The organism is Halothiobacillus neapolitanus c2, assembly GCF_000024765.1.
Classification (GTDB): domain Bacteria; phylum Pseudomonadota; class Gammaproteobacteria; order Halothiobacillales; family Halothiobacillaceae; genus Halothiobacillus; species Halothiobacillus neapolitanus.
This window is the reverse complement of sequence record NC_013422.1, coordinates 1,112,305-1,131,850: the sequence shown is the minus strand read 5'-3', so window position 1 is coordinate 1,131,850 and position 19,546 is coordinate 1,112,305. Positions and strand designations below refer to the sequence as shown.

The 19,546-nt window shown below is 53.4% G+C and carries 18 protein-coding genes; 5 read left to right on the top strand and 13 right to left on the bottom strand.

Annotated features, from left to right (window positions below):
• Positions 1–8: 8 nt before the first annotated feature.
• The 7 genes from HNEAP_RS05260 to HNEAP_RS12220 form a co-directional block, all read right to left on the bottom strand.
• A complete protein-coding gene (locus HNEAP_RS05260) occupies positions 9–434 on the bottom strand; it encodes a hypothetical protein (RefSeq protein WP_155802517.1) in 426 nt (141 codons plus the stop codon).
• Positions 435–602: 168 nt separating this feature from the next.
• On the bottom strand, positions 603–1,463 hold the full coding sequence (gene prmC, locus HNEAP_RS05255) for a peptide chain release factor N(5)-glutamine methyltransferase (protein ID WP_012823917.1): 861 nt from the start codon (positions 1,461–1,463) through the stop codon (positions 603–605).
• 17 nt (positions 1,464–1,480) lie between these two features.
• Positions 1,481–2,575: a peptide chain release factor 1 gene (prfA, locus tag HNEAP_RS05250; RefSeq protein ID WP_012823916.1), complete on the bottom strand. Its 1,095-nt coding sequence runs from the start codon at positions 2,573–2,575 to the stop codon at positions 1,481–1,483.
• Between the two features lie 75 nt (positions 2,576–2,650).
• Positions 2,651–3,916: a glutamyl-tRNA reductase gene (hemA, locus tag HNEAP_RS05245; protein ID WP_012823915.1), complete on the bottom strand. Its 1,266-nt coding sequence runs from the start codon at positions 3,914–3,916 to the stop codon at positions 2,651–2,653.
• Between the two features lie 110 nt (positions 3,917–4,026).
• Positions 4,027–4,842: a phosphatase PAP2 family protein gene (locus HNEAP_RS12225; protein ID WP_166635982.1), complete on the bottom strand. Its 816-nt coding sequence runs from the start codon at positions 4,840–4,842 to the stop codon at positions 4,027–4,029.
• Between the two features lie 29 nt (positions 4,843–4,871).
• Complete coding sequence (locus HNEAP_RS05235; RefSeq protein WP_041600374.1) at positions 4,872–5,927, bottom strand: glycosyltransferase family 2 protein; 1,056 nt, start codon at positions 5,925–5,927, stop codon at positions 4,872–4,874.
• A gap of 333 nt (positions 5,928–6,260) precedes the next feature.
• Positions 6,261–6,764, bottom strand: a complete 504-nt coding sequence (locus HNEAP_RS12220; protein WP_012823912.1) for a thioredoxin family protein — start codon at positions 6,762–6,764, stop codon at positions 6,261–6,263.
• A gap of 159 nt (positions 6,765–6,923) precedes the next feature.
• Between HNEAP_RS12220 and HNEAP_RS05225 the strand changes: the two genes are divergently transcribed.
• Both HNEAP_RS05225 and HNEAP_RS05220 read left to right on the top strand, forming a co-directional pair.
• On the top strand, positions 6,924–7,814 hold the full coding sequence (locus tag HNEAP_RS05225) for an ATP-binding protein (RefSeq protein WP_012823911.1): 891 nt from the start codon (positions 6,924–6,926) through the stop codon (positions 7,812–7,814).
• Positions 7,815–8,067: 253 nt separating this feature from the next.
• Positions 8,068–8,364: an RNA recognition motif domain-containing protein gene (locus HNEAP_RS05220; RefSeq protein ID WP_012823910.1), complete on the top strand. Its 297-nt coding sequence runs from the start codon at positions 8,068–8,070 to the stop codon at positions 8,362–8,364.
• Between the two features lie 150 nt (positions 8,365–8,514).
• Here HNEAP_RS05220 and HNEAP_RS05215 read toward each other — a convergent pair whose 3' ends face one another.
• The 4 genes from HNEAP_RS05215 to pepN form a co-directional block, all read right to left on the bottom strand.
• Positions 8,515–9,276: a class I SAM-dependent methyltransferase gene (locus HNEAP_RS05215; protein ID WP_012823909.1), complete on the bottom strand. Its 762-nt coding sequence runs from the start codon at positions 9,274–9,276 to the stop codon at positions 8,515–8,517.
• A 9-nt stretch (positions 9,277–9,285) separates the two neighbouring features.
• Positions 9,286–10,362, bottom strand: a complete 1,077-nt coding sequence (gene motB / locus HNEAP_RS05210) for a flagellar motor protein MotB (RefSeq protein ID WP_012823908.1) — start codon at positions 10,360–10,362, stop codon at positions 9,286–9,288.
• 39 nt (positions 10,363–10,401) lie between these two features.
• Positions 10,402–11,253, bottom strand: coding sequence for a flagellar motor stator protein MotA (motA, locus tag HNEAP_RS05205; protein WP_012823907.1), 852 nt, complete (start codon positions 11,251–11,253; stop codon positions 10,402–10,404).
• Between the two features lie 64 nt (positions 11,254–11,317).
• Positions 11,318–13,948 (bottom strand): aminopeptidase N, encoded by a 2,631-nt coding sequence (pepN, locus tag HNEAP_RS05200; RefSeq protein WP_012823906.1) that lies wholly within the window; start codon positions 13,946–13,948, stop codon positions 11,318–11,320.
• A gap of 378 nt (positions 13,949–14,326) precedes the next feature.
• Here pepN and HNEAP_RS05195 point away from each other — a divergent pair, with 378 nt between their 5' ends.
• The 3 genes from HNEAP_RS05195 to HNEAP_RS05185 are packed head-to-tail and all read left to right on the top strand — an operon-like array spanning position 14,327 to position 18,037.
• Positions 14,327–15,217, top strand: coding sequence for a recombination-associated protein RdgC (locus tag HNEAP_RS05195; protein ID WP_012823905.1), 891 nt, complete (start codon positions 14,327–14,329; stop codon positions 15,215–15,217).
• A 38-nt stretch (positions 15,218–15,255) separates the two neighbouring features.
• A complete protein-coding gene (purB, locus tag HNEAP_RS05190; RefSeq protein WP_012823904.1) occupies positions 15,256–16,632 on the top strand; it encodes an adenylosuccinate lyase in 1,377 nt (458 codons plus the stop codon).
• Between the two features lie 13 nt (positions 16,633–16,645).
• Complete coding sequence (locus tag HNEAP_RS05185) at positions 16,646–18,037, top strand: hypothetical protein (RefSeq protein ID WP_012823903.1); 1,392 nt, start codon at positions 16,646–16,648, stop codon at positions 18,035–18,037.
• On the opposite strand, the gene queG is transcribed toward HNEAP_RS05185, so the two are convergent.
• Together queG and crcB are read right to left on the bottom strand one after the other, a co-directional pair.
• A complete protein-coding gene (gene queG, locus HNEAP_RS05180; RefSeq protein WP_133484581.1) occupies positions 17,991–19,124 on the bottom strand; it encodes a tRNA epoxyqueuosine(34) reductase QueG in 1,134 nt (377 codons plus the stop codon). The two genes, HNEAP_RS05185 and queG, sit on opposite strands and share 47 nt — an antisense overlap.
• The gene (crcB, locus tag HNEAP_RS05175; protein WP_012823901.1) at positions 19,125–19,499 is read right to left on the bottom strand and encodes a fluoride efflux transporter CrcB; all 375 of its coding nucleotides are present in this window, start codon (positions 19,497–19,499) and stop codon (positions 19,125–19,127) included.
• Positions 19,500–19,546: the final 47 nt, after the last annotated feature.

Sequence of the window (19,546 nt, the reverse complement as noted above, 5' to 3'; positions counted from 1 at the left end):
AGATGGGCTTAAAGGTAATGCTGCCAAGGATCATCGCCTCGCTCTGTCGAGCCTTGGTGACGAGAGAAACGCTGGCACGCGGAAAGCTGCTCCGCTGTTGGCTTGAATGCCTGATTAGGCATGGGGCAGTTTCCCAAACCCATGGCTTCGCGCTGATTCTCTTCTGAATATTCGATGAGTGCGATTTTGAGCTTGTTCATCAGGGAAGCATCCAGATGAAAACCCGCGAGTTGTAGATGGCGCCGCAAAACTTTGAGGCAGATCATCTGCAAGTCATATGCAACCCACATGCAGGCGGGGTTTTTGGGTTGTGCATCCTGCACACCGTCCAGATGAACGGCAAAAGCGCAGGCACCCGCCGCCTGATCCCCGTTGTGATGAGGCCCGCGAAAGGTGATCTCACGATGTTTGATTCGTTCGGAACTGTCCATCATCCACTCCTGCGCCCCGGAAATATTATGGGGGTGCGCTGCACACATAAGTTCAGATTAACGTAATTTGAGTGTTTTGTGCGCTACAAGTAACAGTACAAGTGGCAGGATGCCGAACTTTAATGACGGAAAGTATCCACCACGTTGGCATTAACCAATAGAAAACTCGACTCAAACTCTCTGTGCAGCGGTGTTTCGCACTTGACCGGCAAGATCGGTTCGGTGCGAAATAGTCTGGAACCCCTTTTGAGCCAGACACTCAGCTACGGCATTTGCCTGATCGTAGCCATGTTCGAACAGAATCCAGCCGCCCGGCTTCAACCGGGTTGACGCCTGCTCGATGATCTGTCGGTAATCGGCCATCCCCTCATCTTGCGCAACCAGCGCGGATTGTGGCTCAAAACGCAGGTCACCGATAGCGAGATGAGGATCATCCGGGCGGATATACGGTGGATTGCTGACAATCACGTCCAGGCTCTCTGGTTTAAACATCCCCAACCACGAACCTTGAAGCCACCTGATCGGCAAAGCCGCGTCGGCTCTCAATCGGCTTTCGTTTTCACGCGCAACCAATAAAGCATCACGACTCAGATCACAACCGAAAACCTGTATCTGCGGTCGCTCAATCGCCAGACTAATGGCAAGCACGCCAGAGCCGGTACCGAGATCAGCGACCGTTAACGCCTGTTGCGGAGGAATTTTTTCCAGCGCCCATTCCAGAAGGTGTTCGGTTTCAGGGCGAGGAATCAACGTGGCGGGCGTAACCAAGAATTCATGGCGCCAAAACGGTTTGAATCCCGTGATATAGGCAACCGGTTCACCAGCCGCACGGCGCTCGAACGCGCTCCGCAATCGCGCAGCCGTCGCTGACGGCAATAGTCGTTCCAGTTCCATCAGTTGACGGGCTCGATCGAGTCCGGCCAATTGTGACACCAGGCTGCGGATATCGACCATCGCATCGGCATCACCGCCGAGCAAGCATCTGGCTTCGTCGATCAATTCGGCAAGCGGTGTGCCCGGTTCGTGGGTCATGTGAACCACACTATCAATCAGAGCGGCGCCTGAGCCAGCGCCGCCAGTTGGTCGGCCTGATCGGTCTGTCGTAACGGGTGAATGATCGGATCAAGATCACCCAACAGCACACGATCGAGCTGGTATAACGTCAGATTGATGCGGTGATCGGTTACACGACCCTGCGGGAAGTTATACGTGCGAATACGTTCGGAACGGTCGCCCGATCCCACGAGTGCCTTGCGCGTGGCCGCTTGTTCCGCATGAGCTTTCTGCCGCTCGGCATCAGCCAGTCGTGCGGCCAGCACACTCAAAGCGCGGGCTTTGTTTTTGTGCTGTGATCGCTCGTCCTGACATTCCACCACCATCCCGGTCGGCAGGTGGGTCACGCGAATCGCCGAGTCGGTTTTGTTGATGTGCTGCCCACCGGCACCCGACGCGCGAAACGTATCGATTCTCAAGGTAGAAGGATCGAGCGTGATGGCCTCCGATTCCGGCACGACCGGCATCACGGCGACCGTGGCAGCGGAGGTATGGACGCGGCCTTGGGTTTCCGTGGTCGGCACACGCTGTACGCGGTGCGCGCCGGATTCGAACTTAAGCGCTGCGTACACACCATCGCCGCTGATCTGGGCGATGACTTCGCGGTATCCACCATGCTCTCCCGGTTGTTCGGAAAGAATTTCGGTACGCCATCCTTGGGTATCGGCGTATTTCAAATACATCCGCAACAAATCACCCGCGAAGATGGCAGCTTCATCCCCTCCGGTGCCGGCTCGAATTTCAAGGATGACATCACCGTCATCGGCCGGATCATGCGGCAATAGATGAACTTTGAGCGCCTCATCCAGCGATTCGATTTCAGTCTGCAATTCCTTCATTTCTTCGAGGGCCAGTGCGGCCATCTCGCGATCAGGCTCTTTGCTCATGTGTTCGGCCGCCTGCAAGTCGGCTTTCGCCTTTTGATAGCGATCGAGCACCACAACGAGATCATGCAGACGCGCGTGCTCTTTCGACAGGCTGCGGAATCGATCCTGATTGTTGATTACCTCCGGATCGGACAACAACGCATTGAGTTCGTCATACCGTTCGGACAGGGCGAATAACCGATTCAACAGAGCAGATGGGAGCATGGAGCATTCAACAAGAGAGGGGGAACAAGATCCCGACAAGCAGGATGAAGGATTAAAACCGTAAATACGACCCAGCTAAGACGACGGGGAATCGCCACCCAGACCGAGTACGTTCTGAACCGCATGAACGGCGGTTAAATCACCCGTAGCACAGGCTTCACGCAGCACGACGGTGGGGTGATGAATGAGCCGATTGGTCAGGGTGTGCGCAAGGTAATCCAAGGTTTCCTCGGGAGATTTACCCGCCGCAAGCAATGCCTTTGCCCTGAACAACACATCATCCCGGCTTTGCTCTGATTGGCGTCGATAGGACTTGATCAGTTCCGCGCCCGTCTGCAATTGCACCCATTCGAGGAAATGACCAACTTGCAGGCTGATGATTTCTTCCGCCTGCTCTGCTGCGGCGGCACGGGATTTTTGACCCTCATCGATGACAGTTTTTAGATCATCAACGGTATACAGGTACACATCCTGCAAATCGCTCACTTGCGGTTCGATATCACGAGGAACAGCAATATCCACCATAAAAATCGGGCGGCGCTTACGCTGCTTGAGTGCCTGTTCTACCGCCCCTTTACCCAACACAGGTAGTGGGCTGGCGGTTGAGGAAATAACCACATCGGCCTTGTGCAAATGAGCAGGAATGTCGGTAAGACCAATGGCGAGCCCGCCAAACTGTTCGGCGAGGTGGTGGGCCCGGTCGATCGACCGGTTGGCCACAATGACCTGCTTGAGCCCACTGCCCTGAAGGTGACGGGCGCACAGTTCGATTGTTTCGCCTGCGCCGATCAACAAGGCAGTCTTTTGGGATAGATCACCGAAAATCTGCTTGGCGAGACTCACGGCTGCAAATGCCACGGACACTGGGCTGGCGCCAATCTGTGTATCTGTACGGACCTGCTTTGCCACCGAGAACGTGTGCTGGAATAACCGACTCAAAACAGGCCCCAATGCCTGAGCGTCTTGTGCGATGGTGAAGGCATCCTTGATCTGGCCAAGAATTTGCGGCTCGCCCAGGACCATGGAGTCCAAACCGCAGGCAACGCGCATCAGGTGTCGAATGGCCAGTTCATCTCGATGGTCGTACACGTACGGGGCGATGGCTTCCGGCGGCAACTTGTGAAACGCAGCCAGCCATTCCACCAGATTCTCACGCACACATTCCGAACGGGTATAAATTTCCGTTCGATTGCAGGTAGAAACGATGGCCGCTTCTTTCGCCCCACAACCATGAATCAGCCCCTCAAGCGCAGACGACATGCGCTCCGGCCCGAAGGCGATGCGCTCGCGCACATCCACCGGGGCCGTTTTATGATTCAATCCAAACGCAATGAGTGACATAGATGCGAATTATAGCCTGTCGGAGTCGTATTGAGCAGCCGCACGATACAGCAAGCCGTCGATTATATAAGTAAACACTGAAATATGACCGGGAAAATTTGCATGGTTAATTATTTCCGACCCAAGTCATTCAAGGGCAGGCGCTGCCGATTGCGGTATTGCGGCCAGTAGCGCAACGAAGCCCAGAATAGTGCGACCAGGCCCAATGCAGCGACCGACCAATTGGCCCATTGGCCCAAGGGATAACCGGCATTGAACCAGGGCGAAGATAGTGCACAGATTGCAGTAACAACGATGCCTGCGGGTAGCGGCCATCGCGCATGGTTCAGACTTGACCATCGATTCAACCAAAGCTGCGCCAACATGACAGAAATTAAACCAATAACTGCCCCCGCCAGCACGTCGGTCGGCCAATGCACGCCCACCGCCATTCGAGAGACACCCAGCACCGCGGCTGCGAGCAGCACCAAAGCAGACCATCCGACCGATAAACGAAGGCCGACAATCAATAGTCCAGCCAGCGTGAACGCAGTAACGGCATGGCCTGAGGGGAAACTACCGTGATCGAGCCTGTGCCCGATGAGATGCATCGCGTCCGCCACCAGAACGGCGGGCGGTCGAGGCACATCGAGAATCGGTTTTATCGAGTGGGTGATGGCGGTCGCAATAAGTGCGGAAAGCAGCAGCAATGCACCGAGGCGCGGTCGCCATAGCATGAACGGCAACAACAAGCCCAGAGCCAAATAAGTGTCGGCCATAGCGGTCATCCCCGACCAGAAACCCGGCGCCAAAGGCCCGAGATTATTGAACGCATGGAAGATGGCCACACGGGCACCCGGTAGAGCCTCAACAAGAATCAAGGCCAACGATGCCGTCATACTGAAACCACAGGCCAGACGAACACCCGGCAATTGAGTGAAACTCATGTTCGAAGTCACGTGGTGCTCAGAAAGGTTCATAGTGCAGGCTCATCAGGTTGTGATTTCGATTGACACCAATTGGCATCCTCAAGTTCAGTCAGCGCGGACGGACGCACATGATAGGATTTCACTTCCTTGGATTCGTAGTATGTGCGCGACAACATTTCGGAAAGAACACCCGTGGTCAAAATCTGAACCGCAATCAACACCAGCATGATGCCGACCATGAATAATGGCCGATCACCAATTTGCTCGCCCATTATTTTCAAAACCAGAAGATAGGCTAAAACCAGACCCCCCAGCGTGCCGAACCCCATACCCAGCATCCCGAAAAAATGCGCGGGGCGGGCAGAAAAACGCATAAAGAAATACACGGAAATCAGATCGATGATGACCCGGAACGTGCGCGACAAACCATATTTTGACGTACCGGCCGTGCGCGGATGATGCGCAACCACCTCCTCCTGAATCCGACTGGGCGAGGTTTGCGTTGCCAACCAGGCAGGGATAAAACGATGCATCTCACCGTACAGACGGACACCTTTGATGATTTCGGCACGAAACACTTTCAGGCTGCAACCGTAATCATGCAGCGTGACGCCCGTAATTCGTCGAATCAATCGATTGGCAATTTTGGAAGGGACTTTGCGCAGCCAGAGGTTATCCTGCCGGTTCTTGCGCCAGCCAGCCACCAAGTCAAGGTCTTCACGCAACAGGCGATCCACCATGCGCGGAATATCGATGGGATCATTTTGCAAGTCGCCATCCAAGGTAGCAATCACCTCGCCACGGGCAAAGTCGATACCCGCCTGCATGGCCGCCGTCTGGCCGAAGTTGCGCGCCAGCGGGACCAATCGGACATGCGAACCATACTCTGCTCTACCCTGCTCGATCATTTTCACAGTGCGATCACTCGAGCCATCATCCACCAGCAGCAATTCCCATGGTGCGGTGTAATTCGCCAAGGCCTCATGCACACGCTTGATTAACTGCGCGATATTTTCCTGCTCATTGAATACGGGGATCACCAGGGACAGACTGGCTGATTGATGAGCTTTCGACGCAGACGAATCCAATGGCGCAGAGCCCATTGGCTCTGTAGTGTTCGGAGTGGAAGACTTTGGGGATTCTGCATGCGGCATGAGCGAATATCCTGAACGGAACCGTTAAATGCGGTCCGAAAATAGTGGTCTTTAGACAAAAGGTGGCTGATTTTAAGCCATTTCGAGCTTAAATGCGCCCTCGGGAAGTTATCACGACTGCCTGCGACAAGTTAATGAACCGAAGGGCACTTCGAAATTCCCGTGATTCGTCATTCCCACGAAAGCGGGAACCCAGGAAAATCAAGGCGCTGAATTCCCGCCTGCGCGGGAATGACGGCTTCAGTTGCATCGCGCAGCAGCGCGGTGAGGCTGGATTGCCTACTACAGGGGAATGACTGGTTTTTCGAGCTTCCCCGAAGATGTATCAACCGGAACAATCTCGGGCCATGTGAACTGCAAGCGCTGAAACAAACGAGACAAGGGGGTAATGCCGACAAACACCCCCACGATTTGACCATTTCGAACAAGCAACATCGTCGGCGTTCCCATAATGCGCAGCGTTTGTGCCAGCGTTCTATGCTCCACCACCGATAAGCAAAAGACCCTACCCGGATAACGCTCGGCGATATTTGCCAGAGCTGGAGCCATTTTGCGACACGCACCACAATTTGGCGCATCGAAAGCTACCAGAACATTCATATCCGACCGATCTTCGAACGAATTTACCGAATGGTCGGATCCTTCCACGGACTGACAGGCATGCACTAATTGCTCAGGTACCGTTTGCCCCCGCATTGATTTTGCTCGCCGCACCACCAACCACTGCCCCAAAAGGATCAAGAGCACCAAGGCAAACAATACAGCGGGGACGGTCATATCGGGCATGGTCTTGTATCCGTGTGTTATCGAATCAGTTTTGCTCGCAGCGGCCTATCGGTGGGCAGGAAACGCCCTATGCAAGCAGTCAGAACGTAGAATAATACAGAACCAAATTCATCAGCCACGGTCTCGTTTATTACTCGACAACCCGCCATGAGGCATGACATGCGTTTCAACCATTCTAACAAATCATCAATCGCCGGCCTGATTGAACTGCTCTCACAAGTGGAAAGCAAGCGCAAACAGGGCTTCAGAGAAAAACCGGATGCGCGCGCTCTGGCCCAGCGATGGCACCCAGAAACGGGCTTCAAAGTCATTCACCATCCTGCGCTGATCCCGGTTGAAGAACTTCTCCATCGAGAGAAACAGCTTGAACAGATCGAACGAAATACACGTCTGTTTCTGAGTGGCAGGCCAGCCAATCATGTGCTCCTTTGGGGTGCTCGCGGCACTGGAAAGAGTTCGATCATCCGAGCAATCCTCACCCGTCACGGAGGAAAAGAGCTTGGGATGATCGAACTGGATCGCGGAGGTCTGGCGGCTCTGGGCGATCTGATTCAAATCTTGGGCGATCAGGATCGAAAATACATTCTATTCATTGATGATCTGTCGTTTGAAGCAAACGATGCCAGTTACAAGGGCTTGAAGGCCCTGCTGGATGGCTCCCTGATGGCGCCACCGGATAACGTGCTTGTTTACGCCAGCTCCAACCGCAGGCACCTGCTCCCGGAATCCATGCAGGACAATCTCACCGCGCAAGTGGTTGAAGGCGAGCTTCACGAAGGCGATGCGATCGACGAGAAAGTGTCATTATCAGAGCGGTTTGGGTTATGGCTGGCATTCCATCCTTTCAATCAAGATCAATATCTGGATATCGTGCGGGCGCAGATCGAAACCTTCGAGGCAGCAACACCAGAACAAACCCGCGAAATCCGTGATGAAACAAATTGGCAAAAAGAGGCGCTGATGTTCGCACGCCTGCGCGGGTCACGAAGTGGACGCGTTGCGCAACAGTTTGTGCGTTACTGGCTCGCAGAAAAACTGACAGACATTTGAGCACAACGGATAAACCCATCTTTAAATGACAAAAGAATGAAACAAAAATTATCTAATTAACAACACCTTCGGTTCATTTCAAACCTCAGGGTGAAAAACTGCTTGTAATTGATGACGTTTGCTTTAATGTCAGTAGTGTGTTTATCAAGGCGCAAATAATTGTGCCCCACCATAAACACCCGAAGGGTGCGTTTTAGTGCTATACAAACCCTTTGGTTGAAACGATAGCACGTGTACGAGAGTATTTTTTCCGATGATTAATATCTATGTTGGCAACCTGTCCTATCAATCTGGCGATGCAGACGTTCGTTCTGCTTTCGAAGCTTTCGGCGAAGTTAAATCCGCCAAAGTAATCCAAGACATGGCGACAGGTCGCTCTAAGGGTTTCGCGTTTGTTGAAATGGCAGACAAAGCTGCTGGCATGACTGCCATCGAGCAACTGGACAATACCGACCTGAACGGTCGCAACATTCGTGTCAACGAAGCCCGTCCTCGCGAGCGTACCAATGATCGCGGCGGCGATCGTGGTGAATTCCGTTCACGCCACTAAGTCTAAAACCTTTTAGGTAATACGCTTAGATACAGTACGAGCCATCGGTTTACCGCCCTTGGCTCTGGTGTGAATCAGAATTTACAGAAGACTCGGAAGGGTCTTTTTTTTCGCCTGCAATTTATGAAACCCGAAGCTTAACCACATCTGTCAGCGGTCAAAATCTTGCAAAACCGGCAGAACATATAGATACATATCAAAATGTTGTGCGGGCACGAGACGACTCTCCTCTATTCCCGGCACCGAAAATGCCAAACTGAGTAACACGGCATTTGCCTTCATCTCGCGCCCCGCCTTTCTCCAGACCTGAAGCATGGGTTCCGGAGACAAAAATGCGAATACCACATCGTATGGCGACCAATCCATTTTCCAGAAATCGCCATATTGAATCGTGCAATTGCTTTGCTTGCGGCAGCGCCAGCGTGCGATCAGGTACAACACCGGCGCACTTTCAATCCCGACGAATTGCGCATCAGGCAGCGCTTGTGACAATCGAAGCAATAAACGACCATCGCCACAACCGATATCCAGCAGGGAGTGGTGCTTTTCCTCAAGCATGAAATCGGCAAGAACGCGACTGACCATGGCATCAGAGCGGTAGAGTGGAATTCGGTTGAAAATGGCATTCCATTGCAAAGCCATCAAAATCACAGCGGCAACAAGAAACCAAACTGGATTAATCGTCAATGAAAGCAATGCGGCCAGTGGCATAGCAAGCAAGACAGGACGCCACCAGGAAGGAAGGAGCCGCCAACCGAAACTCATCGCCAGTACGCCTGCCACGATGGCAGCCAACCACAATGGCAGATGTGGCAAACCCTTATCACGAAGTAAATAGAGCAGACCAGCGGTAATGGCGACGCCAAGGCTCAATACAATCAAGGCGAGAACAAAGCCGAGTAAGCGAGGCATTGAGGCAGATTATGGTTTGGCTGTTGCAGGCTGAGCGGGCGCTGGGGGCACAATGCCGGGATTGGTGATCGTGCCTGTTATTCCCTCGATTGTTGTTTCAGGCGTGCTTGTTGTCGGCGTTGCCGGGGTTTGAATAAGATCGGCAGGTGCTGTCGTTGCGGAAGCGTTGGATTCTGGTTTATCCGTGGTTTTATCCGCACCGAAATCCATGGGGTGCAGAACACGTTCAGCGGCGCTGTCGTTCATGACGATGATTGAAATCCGTCGATTCCGTGGATCGGCTGGATCCGATGGAATGAATGGCAAGGCGGCTGCCATGCCGACCACGCGTAACAATTTCGACTCATCATAACCATCCTGAACCAACTCGCGCCGGGCGGCATTGGCTCGATCGGCCGAAAGCTCCCAGTTGGTACGATCCACACCGTTGTAGGGAAGCGAATCGGTATGGCCGGTGATACTTAGACGATTGGGCAATTTGTTGATGACCGGCGCCAGTTTTTTCAGAATCTCGGCAGCATAGGGTTCAAGTCGAGACGAACTGATCTTGAACATGGGGCGATTGGCCTGATCGATGATCTGGATGCGCAAACCATCCCGCGTCATATCCAGCTTGATCTGATCTTTGTAAGCCTTGAGGGCTGGATCGACATTGATCAGGGACTCAAGCTCCTTTTTCAGATTTTCGATCCGCTTCTTGTCTTCTTCCTCAATTTTCTTCCGTGCCTCTTCCTCGGTCATCTTCTTCTGATCGGTCTCGATCTTCGCAGGGGGCTCGCTCCCATTGCGAACCTGCCCTTCTTTGCGCGTCAGATCCTCACCACCTGCATCGATCAAACTGACCGACATACCGGCACTGGGGCCACCTTCCAAGGTTACCTTGACCGGATTATTGAAGTAATCCGCGATGCCTTTGAGTTTAACTTCACCAACCGAACCCAACAGCCACATCAACAGGAAGAAGGCCATCATCGCAGTCACGAAGTCGGCGTAGGCAATCTTCCACGCCCCACCATGATGGCCGCCATGACCTTTGCTGACCTTCTTGATGATGATCGGTTTGGATTGATCCGGCTGTTCGGCCATCAGAATGATCTCGAAGAGAAATGAGCGGGCATCGGCACGTTATTTTTTCTTGAGGAACTCTTCGAGCTCCTGGAAGCCGGGGCGATCAGAAGAAAACAGCACCTTGCGGCCAAATTCGGCGGCTACTTGAGGCGGGTAACCATTCATAAAGGCAATCATTGCCGCCTTGATGCTCTGGTAGTACTTGGTGGAATCGTTCACCTTGTGCTCAAGATTGGCTGCAACGGGCGCTACCAAGCCATACGATACCAGAATACCCAGAAAGGTACCCACCAATGCAGCCGCAATAAGCCCGCCGAGCACGGCAGGTGGCTCGGCAACTGATTCCATGGTGTGCACCACGCCCAAAACTGCGGCAACAATACCGAACGCTGGCAGACCATCGGCAATTTTCGCGATATTAGTACCGGGCAGCGAAGCCTCCTGGTGGTGCGTGTCGATATCGATATCCATAAGGTTATCGATCTGATGCACATCAAGCGTGCTCGACACCATCAGTCGCAAGTAATCGGTAATAAAATCCAATGCATGGTGATCGGCCAATACGCTGGGTGCTTCCTTGAAGAGCGCACTATTCTGCGGATCCTCGATGTCTTCCTCAATGGCCATCAAACCTTCTTTACGCGCACGGGTGAAGATGTGATACAGCAGGGCTAGCGTCTCCATGTACAGGGCTTTTTTGTATTTTGACCCTTTGAGCGCTGTCGCGAAACCGCCCATCGTCGCCTTCATGGTTTTACCGGAATTGCCTGCAACGAAAGCAGCCAGAGCAGCACCGATGATGATGATGTATTCAACGGGTTGTACCAGCACGATGAGGTGGCCGCCTGCAAGCGCAAAACCACCCAGCACGGCACCAAACAACAAGACCCATCCAATGATTACGTTCATGCTTTTCCTGTCTTTAACCGTGCGGCTGATCGCGACGCATACCGTTTGTGTTCATCCAATTGAGTCAATGACCCAGCGCTTTTCCGGTAATTTCCGCCAGATCAGCCGAGCAATCCGGTCGATCATGGATTTTTTTCAATGCCGCACGCATCAACGCCGCACGATTACCGTCAAAACGTTTCCACGTATTGAATACCGAAGCCATGCGCGCGGCAATCTGCGGATTCATGGCATCGAGCTCAATGATGCGATCTGCCAACCATTGGTAACCCGAGCCGCTACTATCATGGAAACGCAACGGATTGATTCGCGCAAAACTACCAATCAGGGCACGAACTCGATTTGGATTCTTGATGGAGAACGTTGGATGTTCCATCAAGCCCTGCACGCGAGCCAATGCATTCTCATCACTGCGTTGCGCCTGTAGCGCAAACCATTTATCCATGACCAGTGGATCATGCCGCCAACGCGCCTCGAACGCGGTCAACACGTGCTCAAACTCGGCAGAATCGCTCACATTTAAAGCAACTAAGGCGTTAAAGGATTCGGTCATGTTATCGGCACGTTCGAATTGTTCTTTAGCCAATTGTGTCCATGCCGAGCGTTTCAAGCTGCACAGATAGGATAAAACCTGTCGCCGCAACTGCCGCTGGCCTGCCGCGCGGGATTCGAAGCGATACACGCCATCCTGATCGTGGCTTTGATAAATCAACTGCAACGTCGACTCCCATTCCGCCGCCAGTTGCTGACGCAGCCGCGCACGCTCATGGTGTATCCATTCGACGGGCGTGTCGTGATCGAACTGATCAGCCAGATAATTCTCGCTGGGTAATGCGATGCATTCAGCCACGAACATCGGATCCTGAGCCGCCTCAAGCAATAACTGCCCGAACGCCTTCGAGAGATCTTCGGGCAAGGCATCCTCGCCGACCGAACCGACATCCATAGCCATTCTGATACGGCCCAACAGGCAACGCTGGATACGCCGCTGGAAAGCATCCCAGCGGTTGAATGCATCGGTATCGGCACGGCTCAGCACGCCGAGCGCCTCATCGGAGTAATCGTACTGAACCTCCACCGGCGCGGTGAAGCCACGATTGAGTGAAGGCACGAGCAAATCGGCGTGGTTTTTCTCGATCGAAAACGTCCAGGACTGGGACAATTGTTCGACAATCAAGATGTGCTCAGCCTTGCCATCGAGCAATACGGGTTGCCCCGCCTCGTCAAACAAGGCAAAACCAAAGGGCAGCATGTAGGGGTGCCCTTTGGCGGACTCTGGCACCATCTGATCGATATTCAGAATGTATTGGCCTTCAAGGTATTCATCGCGCACAAGCAGTTTGGGCGTACCCGCCACGTCGTACCACTGCCGGAATTCGGCCAGATCGAGATCACTGACTTCGGCCATGCAGGAAACAAAATCCTCGATGGTGACTGCCTGACCATCAAAACGATCAAAATACAGATCCGTACCCTGACGGAAGGTGTCTGCACCCAGCAAATTGCGCAGCATCCGCACGACTTCTGCGCCCTTGTTATATACCGTTGAAGTATAGAAGTTATTGATTTCACGATAGGCCTTGGGCTGCACCGGATGCGCCTGCGGCCCCGCATCCTCGGCGAACTGAACTTGCCGCAGTAAATTGACATCGGCGATACGCTTGACCGCGCGCGAACCCATATCGGCAGAGAACTCCTGATCGCGGAACACGGTGAAGCCTTCCTTGAGTGAAAGCTGGAACCAGTCCCGACAGGTGACGCGATTACCCGACCAGTTGTGGAAATATTCGTGCGCCACCACGGATTCGATCCCGGCGTAATCGCCATCGGTGGCGGTATCCGGTTTTGCCAGAACGTAACGCGAGTTGAAGACATTCAACCCCTTGTTTTCCATCGCGCCCATATTGAAGTCGTCAACAGCCACAATGTTGAAGACATCAAGGTCGTATTCGCGACCATAAACCTGCTCATCCCAACGCATCGCATGCTTGAGCGACGCCATGGCGTGGTCGCAGCGGTCAGCATTATGCGCCTCGACATAAATACCCAGTTCAACGGTTTTGCCCGACTGAGTGACGAATTCATCTGTGATCCGTGTCAGATTACCGGCCACCAGTGCAAACAGATAAGACGGCTTGGGGTGTGGGTCCACCCAGCGTGCCATGTGCTTGCCGTCCACACATTTTTCAGCAGCGACGGGATTACCGTTCGACAACAGAATGGGGTAAAGATCGGCTTCGGCGATCAAGGTCACGGTGTAACGGGAAAGCACATCCGGACGGTCAATAAAATAGGTGATTCGGCGGAAACCTTCCGGCTCGCATTGGGTGCAGAAATTCCCGGCCGATTGATACAGACCTTCCAAAGCCGTATTGGAAGCAGGATCAATCCGGTTTTCGATCACGACATGGGCCTGATCTGGCACATCGAAGATGGTGAGCGTCGTCTCGGTGAGAACATATTGATTTTCCGTCAGCGCACGTCCATCGACCTGCACGCTCAGCAGAGTCATGTGCTCACCATTAAGTACCAAAGCACGATCATGAACGCCATTGCGATGGATTTTCATCTGCGAGCGCACATGGGTCTGGCTGGGCGAGAGATCAAACGTCAAATCAACCGTATCAATCAAAAAATCCGGTGGGGTGTAGTCTTCAAGGCGAATTTCAACAGCGGATTGCTCGGCAGAGGGCATAAAAAGTTCCAGCAGAGATTGAATTAAAATCGAATAAAAGAACCCATGGTTTGACGCTCAGGTTCTTTGGCACAACTGATGTGCCGCCAGCTCCGAAGACCGAGGTCATCAGGACACAAGACGCGACAGTCATAACACGTAACATAGCACCCACGTCGTGCAAGGCTTGCTCGAGAGTATAAACGCAATAAACGCTCGAAATGCAACCAACCAATCACAATTCCAACAACCCAACCTTTATACAGTGCCGTGCCTCTGAAGATCATGTTCAAGCAAGCCCAAGACATGCCCATGAATACATCTCGGCAACATTACTGTTTCGTTAAGGCAGAGCATTGAACCTTACGGCATAATGTCGGCTCGTTTGTGGAGGAAATCATGTTTTTTCGTCAATTATCTGTCTATCGTCTCGAATCCGAATGCCCGGACTTTTCTACCCTCAATACCGCATTGAAAGAACACCCCTTCTCCCCGACACGACCGCAGCAGGCCGAGTCGGTCGGCTGGCAAACCGCCATCGGCGAACAGTATGTTCATGAGACCGATGGTGCCGCGCGCATCGTATTGCAGCGTGAAGAGCGTAGCGTGCCTTCATCGGTTGTTCGTGACATGGCAGATCAACGGCTGCTCGCCCGGGCCGGCACCACCGGTGAGCCCAGCAAAGCGGAAAAGATCGCCATGCGCGATGCGGTTTTGCTGGAACTGCTCCCTCAGGCATTTCCCCGGCAATCGAACACCCAAGCCATCATTGATCGCAAGAACCAGCAAGTGTGGTTCGATACACTCACGGCAACCAAGATCGAGCGCACCAGCAACCAACTGCGCGAACAGATTGGTCAATGGCGCATGGTGCCGTTTTTTGGCATACAGGATATTTCAGCTCATCTCGCCTCATGGCTGCTGGGCACACCCCCGACCGGATTTGACATCGGTGAAGGAGCCAAGCTGGTCGATTTGCGCGAAGGTGGTACTGTGACGGTATCCAAACTTGCGTTGCCGGATCCCCACGTGGTCGCTCATTTACACGAAGGCATGAAAGTCGATCAACTAGAGCTGATCTGGCGTGAACAAATCCGGTTTACCTTGCGTGCCGATGGCGGTCTGGCCAAAATCAAGCCGACTGAACTTCTGGATACAGACGACTCGGGGGAAATGATTGACGACGCCGACCAGCAACTCGATGCCGATCAACGCCTGATGGTGGGCGCTCTGCGTCAACTGATTCAAGATCTGGCGAATGTTTTGAAAGACAACACCGCCAAACAATAAACAACAAACACTTATTCAGACAATTGCAGGAAGACCCAATGACGACGCCTGAAGCCACGCTCACTGCCATCAGCCCTGTTGATGGACGTTATGCCCGCCAAACCGAGCCATTACGAGCCTTTTTCAGTGAATTTGCCCTGATCAAGTACCGTGTCCTTGTCGAAATCGAATGGTTCAAGGCCTTGAGCGCCCACCCCGGTATCAGCGAGGTCCCCGCGCTTTCGCAGGCGGCGCGTCAACACCTCGATGAAATTGCAGAACAGTTTTCCATCGCGGATGCCGAACGCGTCAAAACCATCGAACGCACCACCAACCACGACGTCAAAGCCGTCGAGTACTTTCTTAAAGAACAGGTAGCCGATTTCGCCGAACTGCGAGACTTGAGCGAGTTCTTCCATTTTGCCTGCACGTCCGAGGACATCAATAACCTCGCCTACGGGCTGATGCTCAAGGGCGCGCGCAGGGAAGTGCTATTGCCCGTCATGGATGAAATCATCGCCGACCTGCGCGCCAAAGCCCATGCTTGGGCCGCAATCCCACTGCTGTCCCGCACGCACGGCCAACCCGCTTCACCCAGCACCATCGGCAAGGAAATCGCCAATGTGTTGGCGCGACTGATGCGTCAGCGCGAACAAGTCGAAGCCATCCCACTCTTCGGCAAGATCAACGGCGCGGTGGGCAATTTCAATGCGCATCTGGCCGCCTACCCCGAACTCGACTGGCCTGAGTTCTCCGAGAACTTCATCCGTTCGCTGGGACTGACACCAAACCCGTACACCATCCAGATCGAACCGCACGACTACATTGCCGAGCTGTTTGACGCGGTCGCGCGCTTCAATACCATATTGATTGATTTTGCACGCGACATCTGGGGCTCGATTGCCCTCGGGCATTTCAAACAGCGCGTCGTAGCCGGTGAAATCGGCTCCTCCACGATGCCGCACAAGGTCAATCCGATCGACTTCGAGAATGCCGAGGGCAATCTCGGCGTGGCGAATGCCCTGCTCACGCATTTGGCGCAGAAACTGCCCATCAGCCGTTGGCAGCGCGACCTAACCGATTCAACCGTTCTGCGCACGCTCGGCGTCGGCTTGGCGCACAGCCTGATTGCCTACCGATCATTGCTCAAAGGGCTGGGCAAACTTGAGGTCGACGAGGCGCGTTTGCGGGCCGAACTGAATCAGAACTGGGTTATTCTCGGCGAAGCCATTCAGACAGTCATGCGACGCTATGGCATGGAAAACCCATACGAACAACTCAAGGCGCTCACTCGCGGTCAAACCGTCGATGCCGAAGCCATGCGCGTATTCATACAGCAATTGGACGGTATCCCGGATGAAGCAAAGGAACGGCTGATCGCCATGACTCCTGCCGACTACACCGGCAACGCAGCCGAAATGGCTGTAAAAATCTGAATGATATGAAGCCATGACGCTACCCGCCGACTGGATCGCCCATCTTAAAAAAACGCCACTACCTGTGCGCGCTGAGGTGCACCGACAGCTGACGACGGTGTTGCGACGGGATGAAATCGATCAGGGCGAGTTGGTGGGGTGGCTGCGACGCGATCCGGCCGCCTGTGGCTTTGTCATGGGGTCTGCCGCCCGAGCACAACGGGCAAAACAACGCGATGCGCCGCACAGTCTGGATCATGCATTGTCTTTGCTGGGCGACACGTGGAGCCGGCAACAGATTCCCAAATTGCCCATCCTCGAAGAAACCATTACAGACGAACAGCAACTGGCAGGTTATCTCGTGGCCGTTGCACGTAGTCTGCATGCCGCGCGCCATGCGGAAAGCTGGCTGGTCGAACTGCGTGATACCAGCTACGAAATCGTAGTTGTCGCCACCCTGCTCCATAATTTCATTGAACTTGCCCTGTGGCGTGATGCTCCTGAATTGATGCGCATGGCCTTGACTCAGGTTCGGGATAAAAAGATCAGCACACTGGGGCACGCCATTAAGTCTGCTTTGCAAACCGAAGGCATCACGCTGAAATTACTAGAAAAATCACTCAATGATTTTTATTATCTGCCGACGCAGTTATTTGAGGATGAAGCCTCCACGCCCATTCTCGCGCGTCAACATCAAACCATCGTACTTTTGGCCAGACGCATCAGCTTTTTCAGTGAGATGGGTTGGTATCACCCGGAAATCATTGCGACACAAAAGGAAATTTCCGATTTACTGAAACGTGACTGCGCAGCCACTAATCAATTAATTCATCAAGTTGCGGTTCAAACCGCACGTGAATTCGAGCCTATGGGCTTTTACAGCACCGCAGCACTGCTGATCGATAGTGCCTCGGCACCAGGGCACTGGCCGCTCCCTGCGCAATACGGACTGCCGCCAAACACACAAGAACAGGCCCTGCTAAACTTCTCGCGCCGAGCGACATCGCAGACACGCACGCCGAACAACCTCATCAAGTCGCTCATGTCCTCTCTAATCGAGGATTTGAAACTGGTTGAATTCGTCGTTCTTAGCAGAACGCCGTCTGCTTCCAGGCTTCAGGTCAAGATCAACAAACGGGTGTCGGGTTCAGCCATACCCAAAGACGTCACGTTGGCTGAAAACCCACTGCTTGCGCGATTAATGACCGGGATGAAAGGTTTGGTTATTTCAAGGGAAAACCGTTACAAGTTAAAGCCTCTGCTTGATGTGAATGGCCAAACGCTGATTGAAAAGGATTGTTTCCTGCAATCTTTGAGCCTCAAAAACGAGCCATTTGTCCTGCTTGTAATCGACACACCATCAGAACAGGACATCGCGCCTATTCTGGCATTGATAAAGCATCTTCAAACATTTTGGCGGTTTTAGATTCCCCGTTAGGCAATCCTTCCCGCTGAGCCAATGCCCATTGGATGTGCCGATCCAGTTGATCACCCACCTGTCCACATCGTGCCTGTAACGCCGCCACAGCCGAGGTGTTATCTGGTTGGTTTCGCAAGAGGTTCCCCAGTGCCACGGCCACGTTACGCAACCAGCGCTGCCATCCGATCCGGCGAATCGCCATGCCTTCGGTTTTGTGCAAAAAAGTCGGCTCATCCCACAGAAACAATTCAATCAGGCCCGGTGCGTCCAGACCGTGGCGCGCACGAAAATCGGCATCGGCCGCCACACGGGCAAATCGATTCCAGGGGCATACCAGCTGGCAATCATCACAACCGTAAATCCGATTGCCCATTGCCTCGCGAAATTCCGGTGGGATGTCGTCCTTGGATTCAATCGTAAGATAGGAGATGCACCGGCGGGCATCGACCACCCCGTCTGCGACGATGGCTTGCGTGGGGCACACCGTAATGCAGGCGGTGCACGATCCGCAGTGGGATTCAACCGGCTCATCGACCGGCAAATCGAAGTCGATGAACAACTCACCCAGAAAAAACCAGGAACCCCCCTGCCGGTTTAAAATCAGGGAGTGCTTGCCCTTCCAGCCGATGCCGGCCTTCTCGGCCAACCCGGTCTCGTACACGGGTGCGGAATCCACAAAAGCGCGAAAACCGAACGCGCCGATTTCTTGCGTGATTCGTTCCGCTAGCTTCTGCAAATTACTTCGCATTACTTTGTGATAATCACGCCCCAATGCATACCGGGACACATAACCCAGTTCGGGGTTGTGCAGCACATCGCGCGGACCCGATGAATCGGGGGGCAAATAGTTTTTGCGCACCGCAAGCACCCGCAGCGTACCCGGCACAAGTTCTGCCGGGCGGAAACGCTTCAAACCGTGCGTGACCAGATAATCCATCGTGCCCTGATGCTTTTGGGCTATCCAATCAAGATATCCCGCCTCGTAATGGGACAGATCAGTGTCCGTGACCCGGAGTTCGTCAAAGCCGAGTTCAATTGCCCAAACCTTGATCTGAGCTTTGAGCTCGTCGGGATTGAACACGGATCGATCCAATCAGACCCTTTCTGCCAAGATCATCCCGCCACGAGCCGCTGCAATGCAAACGACCACGGTAACAGCGATATAAACACTCGCCATGAACCACTGGTTTTTCTCAATCAATGAAAGGGAATCAATTGAAAACGTAGACATGGTGGTGAATGCGCCCAGAAAACCGGTCAAAATCGCCACGCGATATTCCGCAGAAATATGGAATTTTTGCAGCAAATAAACACCAAGAAACCCCATCAGTGCCGAGCCGACCACATTCACCGTCAAGGTGCCGAATGGAAAGGCGCGGCCCAGATGATGCGTTACCCAGTTAATAACTGCATAGCGCGCTATGGCGCCCATCGAGCCACCCAAAGCAATCAATAAGTAAATTCTCATTAGTTTTCCTTAATGTCTATAGATTATCTACAAAATACCGCCTATGC

Excerpts from the sequence above, each read along its gene's own strand:
- HNEAP_RS05260 (WP_155802517.1), bottom strand. The coding sequence starts at position 434 with ATGATGGACAGTTCCGAACGAATCAAACATCGTGAGATCACCTTTCGC.
- prmC (WP_012823917.1), bottom strand. The coding sequence starts at position 1,463 with ATGACCCACGAACCGGGCACACCGCTTGCCGAATTGATCGACGAAGCC.
- prfA (WP_012823916.1), bottom strand. The coding sequence starts at position 2,575 with ATGCTCCCATCTGCTCTGTTGAATCGGTTATTCGCCCTGTCCGAACGG.
- hemA (WP_012823915.1), bottom strand. The coding sequence starts at position 3,916 with ATGTCACTCATTGCGTTTGGATTGAATCATAAAACGGCCCCGGTGGAT.
- HNEAP_RS12225 (WP_166635982.1), bottom strand. The coding sequence starts at position 4,842 with ATGAGTTTCACTCAATTGCCGGGTGTTCGTCTGGCCTGTGGTTTCAGT.
- HNEAP_RS05235 (WP_041600374.1), bottom strand. The coding sequence starts at position 5,927 with ATGGGCTCTGCGCCATTGGATTCGTCTGCGTCGAAAGCTCATCAATCA.
- HNEAP_RS12220 (WP_012823912.1), bottom strand. The coding sequence starts at position 6,764 with ATGCCCGATATGACCGTCCCCGCTGTATTGTTTGCCTTGGTGCTCTTG.
- HNEAP_RS05225 (WP_012823911.1), top strand. The coding sequence starts at position 6,924 with ATGCGTTTCAACCATTCTAACAAATCATCAATCGCCGGCCTGATTGAA.
- HNEAP_RS05220 (WP_012823910.1), top strand. The coding sequence starts at position 8,068 with ATGATTAATATCTATGTTGGCAACCTGTCCTATCAATCTGGCGATGCA.
- HNEAP_RS05215 (WP_012823909.1), bottom strand. The coding sequence starts at position 9,276 with ATGCCTCGCTTACTCGGCTTTGTTCTCGCCTTGATTGTATTGAGCCTT.
- motB (WP_012823908.1), bottom strand. The coding sequence starts at position 10,362 with ATGGCCGAACAGCCGGATCAATCCAAACCGATCATCATCAAGAAGGTC.
- motA (WP_012823907.1), bottom strand. The coding sequence starts at position 11,253 with ATGAACGTAATCATTGGATGGGTCTTGTTGTTTGGTGCCGTGCTGGGT.
- pepN (WP_012823906.1), bottom strand. The coding sequence starts at position 13,948 with ATGCCCTCTGCCGAGCAATCCGCTGTTGAAATTCGCCTTGAAGACTAC.
- HNEAP_RS05195 (WP_012823905.1), top strand. The coding sequence starts at position 14,327 with ATGTTTTTTCGTCAATTATCTGTCTATCGTCTCGAATCCGAATGCCCG.
- purB (WP_012823904.1), top strand. The coding sequence starts at position 15,256 with ATGACGACGCCTGAAGCCACGCTCACTGCCATCAGCCCTGTTGATGGA.
- HNEAP_RS05185 (WP_012823903.1), top strand. The coding sequence starts at position 16,646 with ATGACGCTACCCGCCGACTGGATCGCCCATCTTAAAAAAACGCCACTA.
- crcB (WP_012823901.1), bottom strand. The coding sequence starts at position 19,499 with ATGAGAATTTACTTATTGATTGCTTTGGGTGGCTCGATGGGCGCCATA.